20 protein-coding genes are annotated in these 21,833 nt (G+C 60.6%); 15 read left to right on the forward strand and 5 right to left on the reverse strand.

Features of this window, described 5'->3' with window-relative positions; all coding sequences use genetic code 11:
• Positions 1–59: 59 nt before the first annotated feature.
• Positions 60–524 carry a methylglyoxal synthase gene (locus tag LOY28_RS06200; protein ID WP_064616377.1) on the reverse strand — a complete coding sequence of 155 codons (465 nt, stop codon included), beginning with the start codon at positions 522–524 and terminating at the stop codon, positions 60–62.
• 18 nt (positions 525–542) lie between these two features.
• Entirely contained in the window at positions 543–1,544 is a 1,002-nt protein-coding gene (gap, locus tag LOY28_RS06205) for a type I glyceraldehyde-3-phosphate dehydrogenase (RefSeq protein ID WP_018926476.1), read from the reverse strand.
• 219 nt (positions 1,545–1,763) lie between these two features.
• On the opposite strand from gap, the gene edd reads away from it, so the two are divergent.
• From edd to LOY28_RS06260, 11 genes are all read left to right on the forward strand, one after another.
• Positions 1,764–3,590, forward strand: a complete 1,827-nt coding sequence (edd, locus tag LOY28_RS06210) for a phosphogluconate dehydratase (protein ID WP_018926475.1) — start codon at positions 1,764–1,766, stop codon at positions 3,588–3,590.
• A complete protein-coding gene (locus LOY28_RS06215) occupies positions 3,587–4,537 on the forward strand; it encodes a glucokinase (RefSeq protein ID WP_138866917.1) in 951 nt (316 codons plus the stop codon). The genes edd and LOY28_RS06215 overlap by 4 nt, the downstream gene beginning before the upstream one ends.
• A gap of 160 nt (positions 4,538–4,697) precedes the next feature.
• Positions 4,698–5,429 carry a response regulator gene (locus LOY28_RS06220; protein WP_007934711.1) on the forward strand — a complete coding sequence of 244 codons (732 nt, stop codon included), beginning with the start codon at positions 4,698–4,700 and terminating at the stop codon, positions 5,427–5,429.
• A complete protein-coding gene (locus LOY28_RS06225; protein ID WP_018926473.1) occupies positions 5,419–6,888 on the forward strand; it encodes an ATP-binding protein in 1,470 nt (489 codons plus the stop codon). The genes LOY28_RS06220 and LOY28_RS06225 overlap by 11 nt, the downstream gene beginning before the upstream one ends.
• 230 nt (positions 6,889–7,118) lie before the next feature.
• Positions 7,119–8,378, forward strand: coding sequence for an AGE family epimerase/isomerase (locus LOY28_RS06230; RefSeq protein WP_258613225.1), 1,260 nt, complete (start codon positions 7,119–7,121; stop codon positions 8,376–8,378).
• A 117-nt stretch (positions 8,379–8,495) separates the two neighbouring features.
• Entirely contained in the window at positions 8,496–9,797 is a 1,302-nt protein-coding gene (locus LOY28_RS06235) for an ABC transporter substrate-binding protein (protein ID WP_064616384.1), read from the forward strand.
• A 143-nt stretch (positions 9,798–9,940) separates the two neighbouring features.
• Entirely contained in the window at positions 9,941–10,849 is a 909-nt protein-coding gene (locus LOY28_RS06240; protein WP_018926470.1) for a carbohydrate ABC transporter permease, read from the forward strand.
• The gene (locus LOY28_RS06245) at positions 10,842–11,687 is read left to right on the forward strand and encodes a carbohydrate ABC transporter permease (RefSeq protein WP_019581464.1); all 846 of its coding nucleotides are present in this window, start codon (positions 10,842–10,844) and stop codon (positions 11,685–11,687) included. The genes LOY28_RS06240 and LOY28_RS06245 overlap by 8 nt, the downstream gene beginning before the upstream one ends.
• Before the next feature lie 2 nt (positions 11,688–11,689).
• Entirely contained in the window at positions 11,690–12,850 is a 1,161-nt protein-coding gene (locus LOY28_RS06250; protein ID WP_018926468.1) for an ABC transporter ATP-binding protein, read from the forward strand.
• A gap of 129 nt (positions 12,851–12,979) precedes the next feature.
• Positions 12,980–14,326 (forward strand): carbohydrate porin, encoded by a 1,347-nt coding sequence (locus tag LOY28_RS06255; RefSeq protein ID WP_018926467.1) that lies wholly within the window; start codon positions 12,980–12,982, stop codon positions 14,324–14,326.
• A gap of 116 nt (positions 14,327–14,442) precedes the next feature.
• The gene (locus LOY28_RS06260) at positions 14,443–15,297 is read left to right on the forward strand and encodes a D-hexose-6-phosphate mutarotase (RefSeq protein WP_064616385.1); all 855 of its coding nucleotides are present in this window, start codon (positions 14,443–14,445) and stop codon (positions 15,295–15,297) included.
• A 23-nt stretch (positions 15,298–15,320) separates the two neighbouring features.
• On the opposite strand, the gene LOY28_RS06265 is transcribed toward LOY28_RS06260, so the two are convergent.
• Positions 15,321–16,181, reverse strand: a complete 861-nt coding sequence (locus tag LOY28_RS06265; protein ID WP_172901244.1) for a MurR/RpiR family transcriptional regulator — start codon at positions 16,179–16,181, stop codon at positions 15,321–15,323.
• Between the two features lie 226 nt (positions 16,182–16,407).
• On the opposite strand from LOY28_RS06265, the gene zwf reads away from it, so the two are divergent.
• The 4 genes from zwf (at position 16,408) to LOY28_RS06285 (ending at position 20,346) form a co-directional block, all read left to right on the forward strand.
• Positions 16,408–17,877: a glucose-6-phosphate dehydrogenase gene (zwf, locus tag LOY28_RS06270; RefSeq protein ID WP_018926464.1), complete on the forward strand. Its 1,470-nt coding sequence runs from the start codon at positions 16,408–16,410 to the stop codon at positions 17,875–17,877.
• Positions 17,864–18,577 (forward strand): 6-phosphogluconolactonase, encoded by a 714-nt coding sequence (gene pgl, locus LOY28_RS06275; RefSeq protein WP_018926463.1) that lies wholly within the window; start codon positions 17,864–17,866, stop codon positions 18,575–18,577. Before zwf ends, pgl begins: the two co-directional genes overlap by 14 nt.
• A 17-nt stretch (positions 18,578–18,594) precedes the next feature.
• Positions 18,595–19,260: a bifunctional 4-hydroxy-2-oxoglutarate aldolase/2-dehydro-3-deoxy-phosphogluconate aldolase gene (locus LOY28_RS06280; protein WP_018926462.1), complete on the forward strand. Its 666-nt coding sequence runs from the start codon at positions 18,595–18,597 to the stop codon at positions 19,258–19,260.
• Between the two features lie 360 nt (positions 19,261–19,620).
• Positions 19,621–20,346 (forward strand): intradiol ring-cleavage dioxygenase, encoded by a 726-nt coding sequence (locus LOY28_RS06285; RefSeq protein WP_064616387.1) that lies wholly within the window; start codon positions 19,621–19,623, stop codon positions 20,344–20,346.
• Between the two features lie 2 nt (positions 20,347–20,348).
• Here the strand turns inward: LOY28_RS06285 and LOY28_RS06290 are convergent, their stop codons facing one another.
• Entirely contained in the window at positions 20,349–21,530 is a 1,182-nt protein-coding gene (locus LOY28_RS06290; protein WP_086944511.1) for an aminotransferase class V-fold PLP-dependent enzyme, read from the reverse strand.
• 25 nt (positions 21,531–21,555) lie between these two features.
• On the reverse strand, positions 21,556–21,792 hold the full coding sequence (locus LOY28_RS06295) for a DUF3820 family protein (RefSeq protein WP_007949456.1): 237 nt from the start codon (positions 21,790–21,792) through the stop codon (positions 21,556–21,558).
• Positions 21,793–21,833: the final 41 nt, after the last annotated feature.

Below are 21,833 nucleotides of genomic sequence, written 5' to 3' on the forward strand. Positions count from 1 at the left end.
CGGGGATATGCATTCCCGTGGGAGCGAGCCTGTTGTCACAGAGGACTTATGCCAGCGCTTTACCCACGCCCCTGCAGATAGGTCGCGTAATCCGGGATGCGGTGTTCGTGAGCCTGATCCATCAACGGGCTGCTGAGCAGGTAGTCGGCGCTGCATTCGTTGCAGGCCACGGGGATGTTCCACACCGCCGCGACCCGCAGCAACGCCTTGATGTCCGGGTCGTGGGGTTGCGGTTCGAACGGGTCCCAGAAGAACACCAGCATGTCGACGCGCTGCTCGGCGATTTGCGCGCCGAGTTGCTGGTCGCCGCCCAGCGGCCCGCTGATCATGCTTTCCACCGGCAGGCCGAGGCGTTGTTGCAACAACAACCCCGTGGTGCCGGTGGCGACCAGTTCATGCTGCGCGAGTTTGTCTTTCTGCCGCTCGGCCCAGTCCAGCAAAAACACTTTGCAATGGTCATGGGCGACCAGGGCGATACGCTTGCGCGCCGCCATGGTCTTATGCGTAAAGCTGATACCGATCATCGGTTGCTGCTCCACGGTTTACTCTGCGTTGCAGAGCGCCAGGCAGTTATCGAGCATGCGGTTGGAGAAGCCCCACTCGTTGTCGTACCAGGCCAGCACTTTGAGCAGCTTGCCGCTGGACTTGGTGTGGTTGGCGTCGAAGATCGACGACAGCGGGTTGTGGTTGAAGTCGCTGGATACCAGCGGCAGGGCGTTGTAGCCGAGAATCTTCGAGTGTTGGCTGGCTTGTTTGAGCAGCGCATTCACTTCATCGGCCGACGCTTCGCGCTTGAGCTGCACGGTCAGGTCCACCAGCGACACGTTGATCACCGGAACACGCACTGCCATGCCGGTCAGTTTGCCCGCCAGGTCCGGCAGCACCAGGCCTACCGCTTCAGCGGCGCCGGTCTTGCTCGGGATCATGTTCTGGGTGGCGGAACGGGCGCGGTACGGGTCGGTGTGGTAGACGTCGGTCAGGTTCTGGTCGTTGGTGTAGGCATGGATGGTGGTCATCAGACCGCTTTCGATGCCCAGCTCGCGGTGCAGCACCTGGGCCACCGGGGCCAGGCAGTTGGTGGTGCACGAGGCGTTGGAAATGATCTGGTGCGACTGGCGCAGAATGTCGTGGTTAACCCCATAAACCACAGTGGCGTCGGCGCCTTTGGCCGGGGCCGAGATAATCACTTTACGTGCGCCGGCCGTAATATGCGCGGCGGCTTTGGCGCGGTCGGTGAACAGACCAGTGCATTCGAATACGACGTCGACCTTCTCCGCGGCCCAGGGCAATTCGGCCGGGTTGCGAATGGCGCTGACCGAAATACGGTCGCCATTGACGGTCAGGCTTTCCTGATCGTGCTGGACATCGGCATCGAATGTGCCGTGAACGGTGTCGTATTTCAGGAGGTGAGCATTCATCGAGCTGTCGCCCAGGTCGTTGATTGCCACGATCTGCAGATCCTGACGATAGCCTTGGGTATACAGTGCGCGCAGGACATTACGGCCGATACGGCCAAAACCATTGATTGCGATTCGAAGAGTCATTTACAGCGCCGCCGTCGTTTTGTTGTTGGAATTACAAGATTATTCGCAAAAAAATAGAAAACAAGCCTTTTTAGTGGCAATATTTTGTTTTATCTACAACGAGTGACCTGAATCAACTGGTCCGAATGATCAAGAAAGCCGTCTGTCATCCCGATCACAACGGCGTTTGATCAGCATAGACAATCAGGTCGCCACATCCGTTAGCCTGGAGTTCTACACATGCATCCCCGCGTCCTTGAGGTCACCGAACGGCTTATCGCCCGCAGCCGCGCCACGCGTGAGGCTTACCTTGCATTGATCCGTGGCGCCGCCAGTGACGGCCCGATGCGCGGCAAGCTGCAATGCGCCAACTTCGCCCACGGCGTGGCCGGATGTGGCAGCGACGACAAGCACAGCCTGCGGATGATGAACTCCGCCAACATCGCAATTGTTTCGTCATATAACGACATGCTCTCGGCGCACCAGCCGTACGAAGTCTTTCCTGAACAGATCAAAAAAGCCCTGCGCGAAATCGGCTCCGTCGGCCAGTTCGCCGGTGGCACCCCGGCCATGTGCGATGGCGTGACCCAGGGCGAACCGGGCATGGAACTGAGCCTGCCGAGCCGTGAAGTGATCGCGTTGTCCACCGCCGTGGCGCTGTCCCACAACATGTTCGACGGCGCGCTGATGCTCGGCATCTGCGACAAGATCGTGCCGGGCCTGATGATGGGCGCGTTGCGCTTCGGTCATCTGCCGATGATTTTCGTGCCGGGCGGGCCGATGGTGTCGGGCATCTCCAACAAGCAGAAAGCCGATGTGCGTCAGCGCTACGCCGAAGGCAAGGCGACCCGCGAAGAGCTGCTGGAATCGGAGATGAAGTCCTACCACAGCCCTGGCACCTGCACGTTCTACGGCACCGCCAACACCAACCAGTTGCTGATGGAAGTCATGGGCCTGCACTTGCCGGGCGCCTCGTTCGTCAACCCGAACACGCCGTTGCGCGATGCGCTGACCCGCGAAGCGGCGCATCAGGTGACGCGCCTGACCAAGCAGAATGGCAACTTCCTGCCGATCGGCGAAATCGTCGACGAGCGTTCGCTGGTCAACTCCATCGTGGCCCTGCACGCCACCGGCGGCTCGACCAACCACACCTTGCACATGCCGGCCATCGCCATGGCCGCAGGCATCCAGTTGACCTGGCAGGACATGGCCGACCTCTCCGAGGTGGTGCCGACCCTGAGCCACGTGTACCCGAACGGCAAAGCCGACATCAACCACTTCCAGGCGGCGGGCGGCATGTCGTTCCTGATCCGTGAACTGCTGGAAGCCGGCCTGCTCCACGAAAACGTCAACACCGTGCTCGGCCACGGCCTGAGCCGCTACACCCAGGAGCCGTTCCTCGATAACGGCGAGCTGGTCTGGCGCGAAGGCCCGATCGAAAGCCTCGACGAAAACATCCTGCGCCCAGTGGCTCGTGCATTCTCGCCAGAAGGCGGTTTGCGGGTGATGGAAGGCAATCTCGGTCGTGGCGTGATGAAGGTCTCGGCAGTCGCCCTGGAAAACCAGGTCGTCGAAGCCCCGGCCATGGTGTTCCAGGATCAACAGGACCTGGCCGATGCGTTCAAGGCCGGATTGCTGGAGAAGGATTTTGTCGCGGTAATGCGCTTCCAGGGCCCGCGCTCCAACGGCATGCCGGAACTGCACAAGATGACGCCGTTCCTCGGCGTGTTGCAGGACCGTGGCTTCAAAGTAGCGTTGGTGACTGACGGGCGCATGTCCGGCGCCTCGGGGAAAATCCCGGCGGCGATCCACGTCAGCCCCGAAGCTTATGTGGGCGGCGCTTTGGCACGGGTGCGTGAGGGCGATATCATCCGCGTCGATGGCGTCAAAGGCACCCTGGAGCTTAAGGTGGACGCCGAAGAATTCGCAGCACGCGAGCCGGCCAAAGGCCTGTTGGGCAACAACATCGGCACCGGTCGCGAACTGTTTGGTTTCATGCGCATGGCCTTCAGCTCCGCAGAGCAAGGCGCCAGCGCCTTTACTTCTGCCCTGGAGACGCTTAATTGAAACTGGCTTTGGTCGGTGACATCGGTGGGACCAACGCACGTTTCGCGTTGTGGAAAAACCAGCAACTGGAATCAGTCCAGGTGCTGGCAACGGCAGACCACGCCACCCCGGAAGAAGCGATTGCGCTGTACCTGAACGGGCTCGGCCTGGCGCCGGGTTCGATCGGTTCGGTGTGCCTGTCGGTGGCCGGCCCTGTGAGCGGTGATGAATTCAAGTTCACCAACAATCACTGGCGGCTCAGTCGCAAGGGTTTCTGCAAGACCTTGCAGGTGGATCAACTGCTGCTGGTCAACGATTTCTCGGCCATGGCGCTGGGCATGACCCGCTTGCAGCCGGGCGAGTTCCGGGTGGTCTGCGAAGGCACGCCGGAACCGTTGCGGCCAGCGGTGGTGATCGGTCCGGGCACGGGGCTGGGCGTAGGCACGTTGCTCGATCTGGGCGAGGGCCGTTTTGCCGCGTTGCCGGGGGAGGGTGGTCACGTCGATCTGCCGCTTAGCAGCCCGCGAGAAACCCAGCTGTGGCAACACATCTACAACGAGATCGGCCATGTCAGCGCTGAAACGGCGTTGAGCGGCAGTGGTTTGCCGCGAGTGTACCGGGCGATCTGCGCGGTGGATGGCCACACGCCTGTGCTCGACACGCCTGAGGCGATCACGGCGGCCGGGCTGGCGGGTGATCCGATTGCCCTGGAAGTGCTCGAGCAGTTCTGCTGCTGGCTCGGCCGCGTGGCCGGCAACAATGTGCTGACCACCGGTGCACGGGGTGGTGTGTACATCGTTGGTGGAGTGATTCCACGGTTTGCCGACTTTTTCGTTAAAAGCGGTTTCGCCCGGTGCTTTGCCGACAAGGGTTGCATGAGCGATTACTTCAAAGGCATTCCGGTGTGGCTGGTGACAGCGCCGTATTCCGGCCTTGTTGGCGCGGGTGTGGCGTTGGAGCAGGCCTGAGACCGCGTCACCTCATTCGCGGGCAAGCCTCGCTCCTACAAGGAATGTCACGAACCCTGTAGGAGCGAGGCTTGCCCGCGAAGAGGCCGGAACAGACAACATAGATCCATGATCGATCAGGCATAATCCTCCCTAACACAAACAACAAGGACGCCGCCCCGTGAGCTCAGTCAACAAGTCGATTTTGTTGGTCGATGACGATCAAGAGATACGCGAGTTGCTGGACACCTACCTGACCCGTGCCGGTTTCCAGGTCCGCACCACGCCCGATGGCGCAGGCTTTCGTCAGGCGCTGAACGAGGCGCCGAGCGATCTGGTGATCCTCGACGTGATGCTGCCGGACGAAGATGGTTTCAGCCTCTGCCGCTGGATCCGCCAGCACCCGCGCCAGGCCCACGTGCCGATCATCATGCTCACCGCCAGTTCCGATGAGGCCGACCGCGTCATCGGCCTGGAACTGGGCGCCGACGACTACCTCGGCAAACCCTTCAGCCCCCGTGAATTGCAGGCGCGGATCAAAGCCTTGTTGCGTCGCGCGCAGTTCGGTCAGGAGCGTTCCGGCGGTGAAGTGCTGGCCTTCGACGACTGGCGGCTGGACATGGTCAGCCATCGGCTGTTCCATACCGACGGCGAGGAAGTGATTCTCTCCGGCGCCGATTTCGCCCTGCTGAAACTGTTCCTCGATCACCCCCAGGAAATCCTCGACCGCGACACCATCGGCAACGCCACCCGTGGCCGTGACCTGATGCCGCTCGATCGCATCGTCGACATGGCGGTCAGCCGTTTGCGCCAGCGTCTGCGCGACACCGAAAAACCGCCGCGGCTGATCCGGACCGTGCGTGGCAGCGGCTACCAATTGGCAGCCAACGTGGTTGCCGGCAATGGTCACTGAGTTCCTGCGCAAGCTCGCCGGGCGCGTGCCGGTGCCGCGCTCGCTGCTCGGGCGCATGTTGCTGCTGACCCTGTTGGCGGTGCTGTTTGCCCAGACGCTGTCGAGCGTGATCTGGGTTTCGCAATTGCGTGCCACCCAGCTCGAAGGCCTGGTCACCAGCGCCCGCAGCCTGGCCCATTCGATGACGGCCAGCGTCAGCTATTTCCGCTCGTTGCCGGTGGCGTTCAGGCCGCTGGTGCTCGACCAGTTGCGCAGCATGGGCGGCACCCGGTTCGTGGTGACCCTCAACGACAAACCCTTAGGCATGGAAGTGCTGCCGATCACGCCGCGCAAAGAAGCGGTGCTCAAAGCGGTGGACGAGGTGCTGCGCCAGTCGCTGGGCCAGGACGCCGATATTTCGGTGACGTTCGTCAGCCCCGAAGACCTGCGGATCTTCAATAGCGGGCTGAAACTCGATGAATTGCCACGCTCCTGGGCGCACTACGCGTTGACCCTGGAGCCAGTGAACCCACCGGTGCTGGTCACGCAAATCCAGATGGCGCCGGGGGAATGGCTGTACATCGCTTCGCTGTTGCCCGAGCCCTACACCAGTCTTGAAGAACAAGGCCTGCCGGCACAGCAAGTCTGGTTCATCGTGCTCACCAGCGGCTTCTTGCTCCTGTTCATCGGCCTGCTGGTGCACTGGCAGAGCCGGCCGCTCAAACGATTGGCGCGGGCGGCGCGGGACATGTCCCTGGGGGCCGACGTCGAACCGGTCGCTCAGGGCGGTGGCAGTGAAGTGGTGGAAGTCGGTCGCGCGTTCAATGCAATGCGTGAACGCATCAGCCGTTACCTGACCGAGCGCAGCCAGTTGTTCAGCGCGATTTCCCATGACTTGCGCACACCGATCACTCGGCTGCGACTGCGGGTCGAATTGCTTGAAGACGAAAAGCTGCAAGCCAAGTTCGGACGTGACCTGGATGAGCTGGAGTTGCTGGTCAAAGGCGCGCTGCAATGCGTGAAAGACACCGACATCCACGAAAACATCGAGCCGGTGGACCTCAATCATGTGCTCGACTGCCTGGTGGAACCGTATCTGGCGCCCAACGGCAATGGCCGCGTGACGCAGCAGGGGCGGGCGCTGGCGCCGTATCCCGGCAAGCCACTGGCGCTCAAGCGCTGCATCGGCAACCTGATCGACAACGCTTTGAAGTACGGGCAGAACGCGCATCTGCACATCGATGACGACGAGAGCGCGTTCGTCCTGCATGTCGACGACGAAGGTCCGGGTGTGCCGGAGCAGCGGCTGGAGCAAGTGTTCGAGCCGCACTTCCGCCTGGCCGGGCAGCAACAGGGTTATGGCCTGGGGCTGGGGATTGCCCGCAACATCGCCCATAGCCATGGCGGCGAAGTCAGCCTGCAAAACCTGCGTGAAGGCGGGTTGCGCGTGACGTTGCAGTTGCCGCGACCAATGGATTGACACTGCCCCTGTGGCGAGGGAGCTTGCTCCCGTTGGACTGCGCAGCAGTCCCTCTTTCAGGGCCGCTCCGCGCCCCAACGGGAGCAAGCTCCCTCGCCACAATTAACCACTCACTTCAAAATCAGGGTGAATGTCACAGGTCGGTGACATAACGCTCCCCCTTCGTTACCTGCCCGCCACCGACCGTTGTTTAGACTGGTCCCAGTCATAACAACAAAAAAAGGTACCGCATGGACACCTTCCAACCCGCCTTCAGCAGTTGGCTGAACGCGCCTGCCCATCAGCAATGGCTCGCCGCCGAAGGCCTGCGCCTGTTGGCATTTGCCAGGGCTTCAAAGCTTCCCGAAGGTTTCGGCAACCTTGATGAAAAGGGGCGCCTGGCGGTCAACGCGCAAGCCGAAACCATGAACACCGCGCGCATGACCCACAGCTTCGCCATGGCCCACATCCAGGGTTTGCCGGGGTTCGCCGAGCTGGTGGATCACGGCATCAAAGCCCTCAGCGGGCCGCTGCGTGACGCCGAACACGGTGGCTGGTTCGCCACGCCCGAACACCGCGACGGCAATACCGGCAAAGCCGCTTACCTGCATGCCTTCGTGGCGTTGGCCGCGAGTTCTGCGGTGGTTGCCCAGCGTCCCGGTGCGCAAGCCTTGCTCGATGATGCGATCCACATCATCGACAGCCATTTCTGGAGCGAGGAGGAGGGCGCCATGCGCGAGTCCTTCAACCGCGACTTCAGTTGCGAGGAGGCCTATCGCGGCGCCAACAGCAACATGCACGCCACCGAAGCCTTTCTCGCCCTGGCCGATGTCACCGAGGACCACCGCTGGCTGATTCGCGCGCAGCGCATCGTCGAGCGTGTCATTCACGAACACGCCGCCGCCAACGATTACCTGGTGGTCGAGCATTTCGACCGCGACTGGCAGCCGCTGCGCGACTACAACCACGACAATCCGGCCGACGGTTTCCGTCCTTACGGCACCACGCCGGGTCATGGTTTCGAATGGGCGCGGTTGTTACTGCACCTTGAAGCGGCGCGGGTACAGGCCGGGATGCTCACGCCGGGCTGGCTGGCCACCGATGCGCAAAAACTCTTCGAACACAATTGCCGTCACGGCTGGGACGTCGACGGTGCGCCGGGCATTGTCTACACCCTCGACTGGGACAATCGCGCGGTGGTTCGTCATCGTTTGCACTGGACTCATTGCGAAGCCAGCGCCGCCGCCAGTGCGCTGCTAAAACGCACCGGTGATGAGCAATACGAGCGTTGGTACCGACTGTTCTGGGAATTCTGTGACAGTCATTTCATCGACCGCTGCGATGGCAGCTGGCATCACGAGCTCGATCCGCTGAACCGCCCGAGCGCCGATATCTGGGCCGGTAAACCTGACCTGTATCACGCCTGGCAAGCCGTATTGATCCCGCGCCTGCCATTGGCGCCGAGTATGGCCAGTGCGCTGGCGCAATTGTCCCAGAGCGCTCCTGTGTAACCATGTGGTGACATTCGCGCGTCCCTTCGTTACCTGCGAAGGGCTATCCCCTGTTTAAAATCCTATGCAGCGCAAGCACCAGACTTGCATGCATAACAACAAGAAAGGTACTACTAGATGAATGCGATTTCTCGCCTCGCTACTGTCATTTCTCTCGCTTCACTGCTTCCCGTTGCTGCATTCCCGCTCAGTGCCCTTGCCGCCGATTCCAAAGGTTCGGTGGAAGTCGTTCACTGGTGGACGTCTGGTGGTGAAAAAGCAGCTGTCGATGTGCTCAAGGCTCAAGTCGAAAAAGACGGCTTCACCTGGAAAGACGGCGCAGTCGCCGGCGGTGGCGGTGCCACGGCCATGACCGTACTCAAAAGCCGCGCCGTTGCCGGTAACCCGCCGGGCGTAGCACAGATCAAAGGCCCGGACATTCAGGAATGGGCGTCTACCGGTCTGCTCGATACCGACGTCTTGAAAGACGCTGCCAAAGCTGAGAAGTGGGACAGCCTGCTCGACAAGAAAGTCTCCGATACCGTGAAGTACGACGGTAACTATGTGGCCGTGCCGGTGAACATTCACCGCGTCAACTGGTTGTGGATCAATCCGGAAGTCTTCAAGAAAGCCGGCATCGAAAAAGCGCCAACCACCCTTCAGGAATTCTACGCGGCCGGTGACAAGCTCAAGGCTGCGGGCTTCATCGCGCTTGCCCACGGTGGCCAGCCTTGGCAAGACAGCACCGTGTTCGAAGCGGTGGTCCTGTCGGTCATGGGCGTCGATGGCTACAAGAAAGCCCTGGTCGATCTGGATAACGCGGCGCTGACCGGTCCTGACATGGTCAAGGCGCTGACCGAGCTGAAGAAAGTCGCGACCTACATGGACGCCGACGGCAAAGGCCAGGACTGGAACCTGGAGGCGGCCAAGGTCATCAACGGCAAGGCCGGCATGCAGATCATGGGTGACTGGGCCAAGAGCGAGTGGACAGCGGCCAAGAAAGTCGCTGGCAAGGATTACGAGTGCGTAGCCTTCCCGGGCACCGACAAGGCCTTCACCTACAACATCGACTCGCTGGCCGTGTTCAAGCAGAAAGACAAGGGCACTGCTGCAGCTCAGCAGGACATTGCCAAGATCGTGCTGGGTGAGAACTTCCAGAAAGTCTTCAGCATCAACAAGGGTTCGATCCCGGTTCGAAACGACATGCTGAGTGACATGGGCAAGTACGGTTTCGACTCCTGCGCCCAGACGGCTGCCAAAGACTTCCTGGCGGACGCCAAGACCGGTGGCTTGCAGCCGAGCATGGCGCACAACATGGCGACCACGCTGGCGGTACAGGGTGCTTTCTTTGATGTCGTGACCAACTTCATCAACGATCCGAAAGCCGATCCTGCCACTGCCGCCAAGCAACTCGGCACTGCCATTAAAGCGGCCAAGTAATGCTTGGCCTGTAGGAGCCGGCTTGCTGGCGATAGCGATGTGTCATTCAACGCAGATGTCGACTGACACACCGCCTTCGCCAGCAAGCCGGCTCCTACAGGGGACCTGCCCGAATTCTCTCTCTCTTCGTACTGGATCTTCCCATGAGTTCTGTTGCTGTGTTCAGCAAGGCCTCGCCGTTCGATGCGCTGCAGCGCTGGCTCCCCAAGCTGGTGCTGGCGCCGAGCATGTTCATTGTTCTGGTGGGGTTCTATGGCTATATCCTGTGGACCTTCGTCCTGTCGTTCACCACTTCGACCTTCCTGCCGACTTACAAATGGGCGGGTCTGGCGCAGTACCAGCGGCTGTTCGACAACGATCGCTGGTGGGTAGCGAGCAAGAACCTGGCGCTTTTCGGCGGCATGTTCATCGGTATCACCCTGGTGATCGGTGTGTTGCTGGCGGTGTTTCTTGATCAGCGCATTCGTCGCGAAGGTTTCATTCGCACCATTTACCTGTACCCGATGGCGCTTTCGATGATCGTCACCGGTACTGCCTGGAAATGGCTGCTCAACCCGGGCATGGGCCTGGACAAATTGCTGCGTGACTGGGGCTGGGAAGGCTTTCGCCTGGACTGGCTGATCGATCCGGATCGCGTTGTGTACTGCCTGGTGATCGCGGCGGTATGGCAAGCCTCGGGCTTTATCATGGCGATGTTCCTCGCCGGCCTGCGTGGCGTTGATCAATCGATCATCCGTGCCGCCCAGATCGATGGCGCGAGCATGCCGCGCATTTACCTGAAAGTGGTGTTGCCGAGCCTGCGCCCGGTGTTCTTCAGCGCAGTGATGATCCTGGCCCACATCGCTATCAAGAGTTTCGACCTGGTAGCGGCAATGACCGCCGGTGGCCCGGGTTATTCCTCCGATCTGCCTGCGATGTTCATGTATTCCTTCACCTTCAGTCGCGGCCAGATGGGCATGGGCTCGGCCAGTGCGATTCTGATGCTCGGTGCGATTCTCGCGATCATCGTGCCTTACCTGTACTCCGAGCTGAGGGCCAAACGTCATGACTAGTTTCGCTGCCAAACCTGCCATCAGCCTGAGTCGCATCGCGATCTATGGCGTGCTGCTCCTTGCGGTATTGCTGTACCTGATACCGCTGGTGGTCATGCTGTTGACCAGTTTCAAGACGCCTGAAGACATCAACTCCGGCAACCTGCTGAGCTGGCCGACCGTGGTCAGCGGTATTGGCTGGATCAAGGCCTGGGGCACGGTTGACGGGTACTTCTGGAACTCGATCAAGATCACCGTTCCGGCGGTAATGATCTCCACGGCCATCGGTGCGTTGAACGGCTATGTGCTGTCGATGTGGCGCTTTCGCGGGTCGCAGTTGTTCTTCGGCCTGCTGCTGTTCGGTTGCTTCCTGCCATTCCAGACGGTCCTGCTGCCGGCCTCGTTCACCCTCGGCAAGATGGGCCTGGCCAGCACGACGACAGGCCTGGTGTTCGTGCACGTGGTCTACGGCCTGGCGTTCACCACGCTGTTTTTCCGTAACTACTACGTCAGTGTTCCCGATGCACTGGTGAAGGCAGCGCGGCTCGATGGCGCGGGGTTCTTCACCATCTTCCGCTTGATCATTTTGCCGATGTCCACCCCGATCATCATGGTCTGCCTGATCTGGCAGTTCACCCAGATCTGGAACGACTTCCTGTTCGGCGTGGTGTTCTCCAGCGGTGACTCGCAACCCATTACGGTGGCGTTGAACAACTTGGTCAACACCAGTACCGGGGCCAAGGAATACAACGTTGATATGGCGGCGGCAATGATCGCCGGGCTGCCGACCCTGCTGGTCTATGTGGTCGCAGGTAAGTATTTCGTGCGCGGGCTGACGGCCGGCGCAGTCAAGGGGTAATCATGGCTACGCTCGAACTTCGCAATGTAAACAAAACCTATGGCCCCGGCCTGCCGGACACCCTCAAGAACATCGAGCTGTCGATCAAGGACGGTGAGTTCCTGATTCTTGTAGGCCCTTCGGGTTGCGGTAAATCGACCCTGATGAATTGCATCGCCGGCCTTGAGACCATCACCGGCGGCGCGATCATGATCGGTGACCAGGACGTCAGCGGCATGAGCCCCAAAGACCGCGACATCGCCATGGTGTTCCAGTCCTACGCGCTGTACCCGACCATGAGCGTGCGCGAAAACATCGCGTTCGGTTTGAAGATCCGCAAGATGCCTGCCGCCGACATCGACGCGGAAGTCGCTCGCGTGGCCAAGCTGTTGCAAATCGAACACCTGCTCAACCGCAAGCCGGGTCAGCTCTCCGGTGGTCAGCAACAGCGCGTGGCCATGGGCCGGGCGTTGGCGCGTCGGCCGAAGATCTACCTGTTCGACGAACCGCTGTCCAACCTCGACGCCAAGCTGCGGGTCGAGATGCGCACCGAAATGAAACTGATGCACCAGCGCTTGAAAACCACCACGGTCTACGTGACCCACGACCAGATCGAAGCGATGACCCTGGGCGACAAAGTGGCGGTGATGAAGGACGGGATCATCCAGCAGTTCGGTACGCCGAAAGACATCTACAACAACCCGGCCAACCTGTTCGTGGCGAGCTTCATCGGTTCGCCGCCGATGAACTTCATTCCCCTGCGTTTGCAACGCAAGGACGGCCGTCTGTTGGCGTTGCTCGACAGTGGTCAGGCGCGCTGCGAATTGCCGCTGGGCATGCAGGACGCCGGGCTCGAAGACCGCGAAGTGATCCTCGGCATGCGCCCGGAGCAAATCGTGCTGGCGAACGGCGAAGCCAACGGCCTGCCGACCATCCGCGCCGAAGTGCAGGTCACCGAACCGACCGGTCCCGACACCCTGGTATTCGTCAATCTCAACGACACCAAGGTCTGCTGCCGTCTGGCACCGGACGTCGCACCAGCCCCGGGCGAGACCCTGACGCTGCAATTCGATCCATCGAAAGTGCTGCTGTTCGATGCCAAGACCGGTGAGCGTCTGGGCGTTGCCGGCCTGCCAAAAACCGAAGCTCACAGCGCCAACGTGGCCCAGTTCAAAGGCCGCTGAAGATCAAATGTGGGAGCGAGCAAGCCCGCTCTCACAGGGGGGATTAGTGGCGGATGGAGACATCCGTCGCAATCGATGTAAACCGCGTTAGATAAAAACAGTTAATAACAATAAAACGAGGATGTAGGGATGAAGAAGAAGAACAACGCTCAGCTGATCTGCCAATTGTCAGCGGTTGCGGCGATGATGCTGGCCGGTAGCGTACACGCGGCTGACGCGTTCAGTGCCGATTCCCAGTGGATGACGGGGGACTGGGGTGGCGAGCGGACCAAGCTGATCGAGCAAGGTATCGACATCAAGGCCGACTATGTCGGTGAAGTGGGCGCCAACCTGCACGGCGGCTACAACGACGACAAAACGGCGCGTTACGCCGACCAGTTTGGTCTGGGCGTGGCGCTGGACCTGCAAAAACTGTGGGGCTGGGATAACACCCAGGCCAAGATCCAGCTCACCAACCGTAACGGTCAGAACATCTCCAATGACCGTGTCGGCGACCCGCGTGCCGGCACCTTGAGCTCCTCCCAGGAAGTCTACGGCCGTGGCCACATGGTCCGTCTGACCCAGCTGTGGATCAAGCACCAGTTCCTCGACGGGAAACTGGACGTCAAGGCTGGTTACTTCGGCGAAGGCGAAGACTTCAACACCTTCCCTTGCGAGTTCCAGAACCTGGCATTCTGCGGTTCCCAGGCGGGTAACTGGGCGACCGGTATCTGGTACAACTGGCCGGTCATGCAGGCAGCGGTTCGCGTGAAGTACAACATCACGCCTGAGTTCTATGCGCAGATCGGCGCGTACAACCAGAACCCATCGCAACTTGAGCACGGTAACGGTTTCAAGCTCAGCGGCAGTGGCACCAAGGGCACCGTCTTGCCGGTTGAATTGGTCTGGTCGCCGAAGGTCAACAACCTGCCGGGCGAATACCGTGTCGGTTACTACAAGAGCACGGCCGACGCCAATGACGTCCGTAAAGACGACAACGGCAATGATGCAGCGACCACCGGCAATGCCTATCGCAGCCATGACAGCAAGCACGGCTACTGGTTCGTGGCGCAGCAACAACTGACCACCCATAACGGTGATGCTTCGCGCGGTCTGAACATCGCGGCCAACGCCACCTTCCACGACAAGGACACCAACTTCGTCGACAACTACCAGTCGCTGATGTTTGTTTACAAGGGCCCGTTCGATGCGCGTCCAAAAGACGACGTCGGGATCGGTTTCTCCCGTATCCATGTCAACGATGACGTGAAGAAAAACTCCGAGTTGGTCAACGCCGCCAATGGTGTCACCGACTACAACGATCCACTGTTCGCGCCACTGCGCAGCACCGAGTACAACTACGAGATCAACTACGGTTTCCACGTTACCAACTGGCTGACGGTGCGTCCTAACTTGCAATACATCACTCACCCGGGTGGTGTGGATGAAGTTGATAACGCGCTGGTCGCCGGTCTGAAAATTCAGTCGGTGTTCTAACGCTGTTGCGATAAGCTCCTCTCTATGTGCGCATATTTGCGGACGGCCATGGCTGTCCGCTTTTTTTTGGGGGTGGCGCACCCTCGGGTGACAGATGATTTTCAGGATCGTGGCACATGCTTGAGCATCCGCTACAACGCTTCTTCAAATCCTTGCGCGAACGTCCGGTGTTTGCGTGGGAGCGCTATCAGATGCGCGACGTGCTGGTGATCGACCATCCGCTGTGTCAGGCGGTGTTCAGTCGTCAGGGCGCGCAGTTGCTGCACTTCCAGCCAAAGGGCCAGAAACCCTGGTTGTGGTGCGCGGCGAAATGGCCGCACGTGGGTGCGATTCGCGGCGGCGTGCCAGTGTGCTGGCCGTGGTATGGCCGCCACCCAAGCGAAAACGCCTGGCCGTCCCATGGTTGGGCGCGCCTGCTCGACTGGAAACTGCTCGACAGCAGCAGTGACGACGATGGCGTGCGCCTGCACTGGCAGTTACAGCTGTGCGACTGGCAAGTGGACTTGCATGCGCACCTGGGCGAACGCATGGATTTGCACCTGAGCACCGAGCATCAGGACGACATGCCGTGCCAGTTGAGTCAGGCGTTGCACGCCTATTGGCGTATTGGTGACGTCGGTGAGATAGCGCTGTCTGGGCTCGAAGGAGCGCAAGGTTACGACCAGTTGAACCGCCAGGCTTGCCAACAGGAAGGCGAGTTGCGGGTCGACGGTGGGTGTCAGCGGGTGTTCCAGCATGACGGCGAATTGCAGCTCAAGGACCACGCCTGGCAGCGCGAACTGTGCATCGACACCGGTGATCATGCGGACACGGTGGTCTGGCATCCCGGCTCGCGGCCATTACTGGGCGTGAGCTGGAACGAGATTTCCGAGTTCGTCTGTGTGGAAGCGGCCAGCGGCGGCACCGACAGCCTGTGCCTGGCGCCGGGGGAGCGGGCGCATTTGAGTTTGCAGGCGCGGGTTGGGGCTTAGCCGATGCGCACAACCTTTGTGGGTTAATTAAACTCATCGCCAATCGGATACCGACTGGCATTGAGGCTTTCCTTGATCTTGCGCAAATGCGGCTGGAAGTCCACGCCTCGGCGCAAGGTCATGCCGGTGGCGAGCACATCGAGCACGGTCAGCTGAATGATCCGCGAGGTCATCGGCATGTAAATGTCGGTGTCTTCCGGCAACGGAATGTTCAGGCTCAAGGTACTGGCCTTGGCCAGCGGCGAACCTTCGGCCGTCAGCCCCAGCACCGAAGCGCCGTTTTCCCGGGCGATGCGCGCCACTTCCACCAATTCGCGGGTGCGGCCGGTGTAGGAGATGATCACGAACAACTCACCGGTGTGGGCCACCGAGGCAATCATGCGTTGCATCAGCACATCGGCATGGGCGGTCACTGCCAGGTTGAAGCGGAAGAACTTGTGCTGCGCATCCAGTGCCACCGGGGCCGAGGCGCCGAGGCCGAAGAAGTGGATCTGCCGGGCCTGGATCAACAGGTCGACGGCGCGGCTGATCAGGTTCGGGTCCAGTGCCTGGCAGGCGCTGTCCAGGGACGCGATGGCGCTGCCGAAGATCTTCTGGGTGTAAGCCTCGGGGTTGTCGTCGGCTTCCACCGCACGGCTGACATACGCCGCGCCGCTGGCCAGGCTCTGGGCCAGCTGCAGTTTCAGTTCAGGGTAGCCGCTGACACCGAATGAGCGGCAGAAACGGTTGACCGTCGGCTCACTGACCGACGCGGCCTGGGCGAGGGCGGCGATGCTGAACCGGGTCGCCTGCTGTGGGTTGAGCAGGATCACTTCGGCGACTTTGCGTTCTGCCTTGTTCAGGTCTTCGAGGCGACTCTGGATCTGTTCCAGTAAATTTCGCACGCGGTCCATATGGGTTCCTAAATTCACCTGCGCAAACAAGCGCTCGGCTATGCAAATTGGGCCTTTGATACGGCCCATAACGGTGGCCTATCCTACTGATGGCTCCGACCGACCACCACTCGGAATCTATATTTTGCGAAAATGTTGTGGTTATTACTACATTTTCCCTTGAGTGATGCCTTGAAAAAAGGTATTTGTAGCTTAACTTGATAAAAGAACAAACATCATGCCTTCGATTACGGTTGAACCGTGCACCTTTGCCTTGTTCGGCGCTCTCGGCGATCTAGCCCTGCGCAAGCTGTTTCCTGCCCTTTATCAACTCGATGGTGCCGGCCTGCTTCATGAGGATACGCGCATTATCGCACTGGCCCGTGAACCTGGCAGCGAGCAGCAGCATCTGGCGTTCATCGCCACCGAGTTGCGTCGCTACGTGGGCGCCAAAGAGCTGGATGAAGCCGTGCTCGAGCGCTTCCTGGCCCGGTTGAGTTACCTGCATGTCGACTTCCTCAAGGCTGACGATTACGTCGCCCTGGCCGAGCAGGCCGGCAGTGCCCAGCGGGTGATTGCCTACTTCGCCACGCCGGCGGCGGTTTACGGTGCTATTTGCGAGAACCTGTCGAAGGTCGGCCTGACCGAAAACACCCGCGTGGTGCTGGAAAAACCCATCGGTTCTGACCTGGAATCCTCGCGCAAGGTCAACGACGCCGTGGCGCAGTTCTTCCCGGAGAACCGCACCTACCGTATCGACCACTACCTGGGCAAAGAGACCGTACAAAACCTGATCGCCCTGCGTTTCGCCAACAGCCTGTTCGAAACCCAGTGGAACCAGAATTACATCTCCCACGTGGAAATCACCGTGGCCGAGCAGGTCGGGATCGAAGGCCGTTGGGGTTACTTCGACAAGGCCGGCCAGCTACGGGACATGATCCAGAATCACCTGTTGCAGTTGCTGTGCCTGATCGCCATGGACCCGCCGGCCGACTTGTCCGCCGACAGCATCCGCGACGAGAAAGTCAAAGTGCTCAAGGCACTGGCGCCGATCAGCCCGGAAGGCCTGACCACTCAAGTGGTGCGCGGCCAGTACATCGCCGGTCACAGCGAAGGCAAGTCGGTGCCGGGGTATCTGGAGGAGCCTAACTCCAACACCCAGAGCGACACCGAAACCTTCGTTGCCCTGCGTGCCGACATTCGCAACTGGCGTTGGGCCGGCGTACCGTTTTACCTGCGCACCGGTAAGCGCATGCCGCAGAAGCTGTCGCAGATCGTCATCCACTTCAAGGAACCGTCGCACTACATCTTCGCCCCCGAGCAGCGCTTGCAGATCAGCAACAAACTGATCATCCGCCTGCAACCGGACGAAGGCATTTCCTTGCGCGTGATGACCAAGGAACAAGGCCTGGACAAGGGCATGCAGTTGCGCAGCGGTCCGTTGCAGCTGAATTTTTCCGACACCTGGCGCAGCGCACGGATTCCCGATGCCTACGAGCGGTTGTTGCTGGAAGTGATGCGTGGCAATCAGAACCTGTTTGTCCGTAAAGATGAAATCGAAGCCGCGTGGAAGTGGTGTGACCAGTTGATTGCCGGGTGGAAAAAGTCCGGTGATGCGCCCAAGCCGTACGCGGCCGGGTCCTGGGGGCCGATGAGTTCCATTGCACTGATCACGCGGGACGGGAGGTCGTGGTATGGCGATATCTGAATTGAAACTGCCTCAGGGCGTCAGCGCCCATGAGTTCAAAAAACCGATGCTGCTGGCCGAAGGCCTGGCATTGGCAGTGGCCAAACAACTGAGCGACGCGATTGCCGCACAAGGCACAGCGACGCTGGTGGTGTCCGGTGGGCGCAGCCCGGTGGCATTTTTCCAGCACCTGGCCAAGCAGGCGCTGGACTGGTCGAAGGTGGTGGTCAGCCTGGCTGACGAGCGCTGGGTGCCGGTGGAGCATGCCGACAGTAATGCCGGTCTGCTCAAGCGTTACCTGTTGCAAGGTCCGGCGGCCAAGGCCCAGTTCCTGAGCCTCTACAGTGCCACCGCCAACCTGGAGCAGGCCGCCGAGCAGGCTGATCGCTTGCTCGCCGAATTGCCGGCGATCGATGTGCTGGTGCTGGGCATGGGCGACGACGGTCACACCGCATCGCTGTTCCCCAACAGCCCGAACCTGGCCGACGCCTTGAAAGTCGACGGCACTCGTCGTTGCTGGCCGATGCTGGCGCCGACCGTGCCGCGTCAGCGCCTGACCATGAGTCGCGCGCTGCTGGCCTCGGCCAGGCACACCGTTCTATCGATTTCCGGTCAGTCCAAGTTGACCACCCTGAGCGCCGCACTGGCCGGTGACGATGTCGCCGCCATGCCGATTCGGGCGTTTCTGCAACCTACGTTAGAGATTTACTGGTGCCCATGAACCAAGGATCAGCCGCTATGACAAACACATCCCCGACCGTTTCCATGGCGGACAAAGTTGCCCTGATCGACAGCCTCTGCGCCAAGGCGCGGATCCTGCCGGTGATCACCATCGCTCGCGAACAGGACGTGCTGCCGTTGGCCGACGCCCTGGCCGCCGGTGGCCTCACGGCGCTGGAAGTGACCCTGCGTTCGCAGTTCGGCCTCAAGGCCATCCAGATCCTGCGCGAAAAGCGTCCGGAACTGGTGACAGGTGCCGGTACGGTGCTTGATCGCAGCATGCTGGCCGCTGCCGAAGCCGCCGGTTCGCAATTCATCGTGACGCCGGGCATCACCCGTGACTTGCTCGAAGCCAGTGTCGCCAGCCCGATCCCGCTGTTGCCGGGCATCAGCAACGCCTCCGGCATCATGGAAGGCTATTGCCTGGGCTATCGCCGCTTCAAGCTGTTCCCGGCGGAAGTCAGCGGCGGCGTCGCGGCCATCAAGGCCCTGGGCGGCCCGTTCGGCGAAGTTAAATTCTGCCCGACCGGCGGCGTCAGCCCGGCCAACATCAAGAGCTACATGGCGTTGAAGAACGTGATGTGCGTGGGCGGTAGCTGGATGCTTGACCCCGAGTGGATCAAGAACGGCGACTGGGCCCGCATCCAGGAGTGCACCGCCGAGGCGTTGGCGCTGCTGGACTGATCTGATTTACCGGATATACCGGATTTACCAAACACTTCGTTGTGTGTTCTACGGCTTTACGGTGCGCTTGGTCGGTGCACCGTTTTTTTTTGCCTGGTGAAAACTCCTGTGGCCGTCGAAACGCTCGTTGTAGCAGCTGTCGAGCCTGCGAGGCTGCGTTCGGCTGCGAAGCAGTCGTGAATCCGGCTGACGCGGTCTGCCTGACATACCGCAATCTCTGGTTTTACGACTGCTGCGCAGCCGAACGCAGCCTCGCAGGCTCGGCAGCTGCTACGGATCGACATCACGCGATACATAGTTACCGCATCTCGCCGCACGTCCAGCGTTAATCTGCGTTCATCTTATGGAAGAGAGAACGTCATGGACGACAACACCTCGGCTGCACCCCCACTACCGGTTTATCAACTGTCACCTGAGCAGATCGCCGGTCCGTATTTTCGAAATCCAAAACTGATCAGGCGAAACGTCAGCGAAGGCATGGACGGCATTCCCTTGGTGCTGCGGCTCACGATCGTCGATGCCATGACCGGTCAACCGGTTACCGGGGCATTGGTCGATATCTGGCATTGCAATGCGCGCGGGGCGTATTCGGGCTGGAGCAAGGTCAACCCGGACAAGGAAGTCGATGTGGATGATATCGGGTCGATCCCGCGCACCGACGACGACACCTACCTGCGTGGTGGGCAATTCACCGACAAAATGGGCATCGTGCGGTTTACCACTATTTATCCGGGGTTCTATGCCGGCCGCGCTTTGCATATTCACGTCGCGGTACGCATCACAGCCGGTAATAACTATCTGGAAGAGCGGCACGTCGCCTGGGTCGGCCAGCTTTACTTTCCCGAGGTCGCATCAAGGTCGGTGCTCAATGCCCGTGAGTACAGCGGTCGAGCCGTCTCACCGCTGACCAATGCGCAGGATATGTTTTATCAGCGCATGGGCGGCGAGGCCTCGACCCTGAATATTCACACCATCGGTCGAGACTCGAATGAGGACGGCTTTTTCGGGCACATGACCATCGGTGTCGACACGTTTGCGGCGTCATCGCAAATCAAGCCCGAGGACTTTGATAAATACACTGTGTGACGTCAGCGCAATTCGTTCAACGCCCGGGCCAGTACATCCATGTCCGCTGCCATGGTCGTGAGCCCCGGTGTGATGCGGATGCACGGGCCACACGCCGCGCCGCTGCGCGCCACGGTAAACAGGTTGTAGTCGTTGAGCAGGCGCTCGACCATCGCCTGTTGGTCGGCATGCCGAGTAAAGCGCATCGAGGTGATGCCGCAATACAGGCGCGGGTCATCCGGGGTCAGGACTTCGATCCCCGGTAACTCCCGAACGGCATCGACCCAGCGGTTGCGCAGGTAATTGAGCCGAGCGCCCTTGGCGACGGAACCGCCCATGGCCTGATGCTCTTCGAACACCAGCGGCAGGGTCAGCAGGGCCGGGATGTTCGGGGTGCTGTATGGCGTGCGGGCGCGAATGTCGGTGTCAGGGAAATGCATCTCGCCCATGTCCGGGTCGATGTCGGCCAGGCGCTCGGGCGCGATGTAAATGAAGCCGAGAGTCAGCGGCGCACCGATCCATTTGTGCAGGTTGTAGCCGGCGAAGGCGATGCCCAGTTCATCGAGGTTGAACTCGATCTGGCCCAGAGCATGGGCGCCGTCGAGGATTACATCGATGCCATGCTCCCTGGCGGCAGCGGCGATCGCCTGCACCGGCATTACCAGACCGGTGCGATGGGTGACGTGGGTCAGGGCCATCAACTTCAGTCGCGGATAACGTGTGAAAGCTTCGCGGTACGTGGCCAGCAAGCTGTCGAAACTGGCGGGGCGACGGTGCTCGATCTCGATCACTTCCACGCCTCGATAGCGGGCCAGCCAACGCATTGCGCTCTTGACCGTGTCGTACTCCAGATCGCACAGCAGGACCTGATCGCCCGGTTCCAGGCGATTGTAGTTGCGGATCAGCGACTGCAAGCCGTCCGAGGCGTTGCGCGTGAAGGCGACGGCTTCGGCCGGGGCACCGATCAGCTCGGCCAGCTGCGCGCGAATCTTGACGCTTTCGCCCTGTTCGAAGCGCTGGCGCACATGCACCGAGTTGCCGCGGTTGATGAGCTCGATGTTGCGCTGATATTCCTCGACCACGGTGCGTGACATGCGCCCGAAGTAACCGTTCTCCAGGTTCAGGGGGCCGGGTTCGACAGCATAGCGGTCGGCAAAGGTCTGCCAAAAGGCTTCATCACGGGCACGGCGGGTGTTATCGGGCATGGGCGACTCGGTGCGATAGGGCGGTTCAGTGACGGGGGGCAGGTTTGCCGTGCTTGGCGCGCAGCGGTTCGAGCAGTTCCGACAGGCCGTTGTGGTCGATTTCCTGCATCAAGGCCAGCAACCCGCCCAGTTCCCCGTGAGGGAAACCTTCGCGAGCGAACCAGTTCAGGTACTGACCGGGCAGGTCGGCAATGATACGGCCCTTGTATTTGCCGAAGGGCATCTCGCGGGTAATCAGCAGTTCGAGCTTTTCGGGATTCATCATCAGTCGTCTTGATTTAGAACAGTCTGGAAAATACAGGC

This window comes from Pseudomonas sp. B21-017, from assembly GCF_024749245.1.
Classification (GTDB): Bacteria; Pseudomonadota; Gammaproteobacteria; order Pseudomonadales; family Pseudomonadaceae; genus Aquipseudomonas.

What these genes read in the sequence shown, in the direction of transcription:
- LOY28_RS06200 (WP_064616377.1), bottom strand. Translation starts at nt 524, where the DNA reads ATGATCGGTATCAGCTTTACGCATAAGACCATGGCGGCGCGCAAGCGT.
- gap (WP_018926476.1), bottom strand. Translation starts at nt 1,544, where the DNA reads ATGACTCTTCGAATCGCAATCAATGGTTTTGGCCGTATCGGCCGTAAT.
- edd (WP_018926475.1), top strand. Translation starts at nt 1,764, where the DNA reads ATGCATCCCCGCGTCCTTGAGGTCACCGAACGGCTTATCGCCCGCAGC.
- LOY28_RS06225 (WP_018926473.1), top strand. Translation starts at nt 5,419, where the DNA reads ATGGTCACTGAGTTCCTGCGCAAGCTCGCCGGGCGCGTGCCGGTGCCG.
- LOY28_RS06230 (WP_258613225.1), top strand. Translation starts at nt 7,119, where the DNA reads ATGGACACCTTCCAACCCGCCTTCAGCAGTTGGCTGAACGCGCCTGCC.
- LOY28_RS06235 (WP_064616384.1), top strand. Translation starts at nt 8,496, where the DNA reads ATGAATGCGATTTCTCGCCTCGCTACTGTCATTTCTCTCGCTTCACTG.
- LOY28_RS06240 (WP_018926470.1), top strand. Translation starts at nt 9,941, where the DNA reads ATGAGTTCTGTTGCTGTGTTCAGCAAGGCCTCGCCGTTCGATGCGCTG.
- LOY28_RS06245 (WP_019581464.1), top strand. Translation starts at nt 10,842, where the DNA reads ATGACTAGTTTCGCTGCCAAACCTGCCATCAGCCTGAGTCGCATCGCG.
- LOY28_RS06250 (WP_018926468.1), top strand. Translation starts at nt 11,690, where the DNA reads ATGGCTACGCTCGAACTTCGCAATGTAAACAAAACCTATGGCCCCGGC.
- LOY28_RS06255 (WP_018926467.1), top strand. Translation starts at nt 12,980, where the DNA reads ATGAAGAAGAAGAACAACGCTCAGCTGATCTGCCAATTGTCAGCGGTT.
- LOY28_RS06260 (WP_064616385.1), top strand. Translation starts at nt 14,443, where the DNA reads ATGCTTGAGCATCCGCTACAACGCTTCTTCAAATCCTTGCGCGAACGT.
- zwf (WP_018926464.1), top strand. Translation starts at nt 16,408, where the DNA reads ATGCCTTCGATTACGGTTGAACCGTGCACCTTTGCCTTGTTCGGCGCT.
- pgl (WP_018926463.1), top strand. Translation starts at nt 17,864, where the DNA reads ATGGCGATATCTGAATTGAAACTGCCTCAGGGCGTCAGCGCCCATGAG.
- LOY28_RS06280 (WP_018926462.1), top strand. Translation starts at nt 18,595, where the DNA reads ATGACAAACACATCCCCGACCGTTTCCATGGCGGACAAAGTTGCCCTG.
- LOY28_RS06285 (WP_064616387.1), top strand. Translation starts at nt 19,621, where the DNA reads ATGGACGACAACACCTCGGCTGCACCCCCACTACCGGTTTATCAACTG.
- LOY28_RS06290 (WP_086944511.1), bottom strand. Translation starts at nt 21,530, where the DNA reads ATGCCCGATAACACCCGCCGTGCCCGTGATGAAGCCTTTTGGCAGACC.
- LOY28_RS06295 (WP_007949456.1), bottom strand. Translation starts at nt 21,792, where the DNA reads ATGAATCCCGAAAAGCTCGAACTGCTGATTACCCGCGAGATGCCCTTC.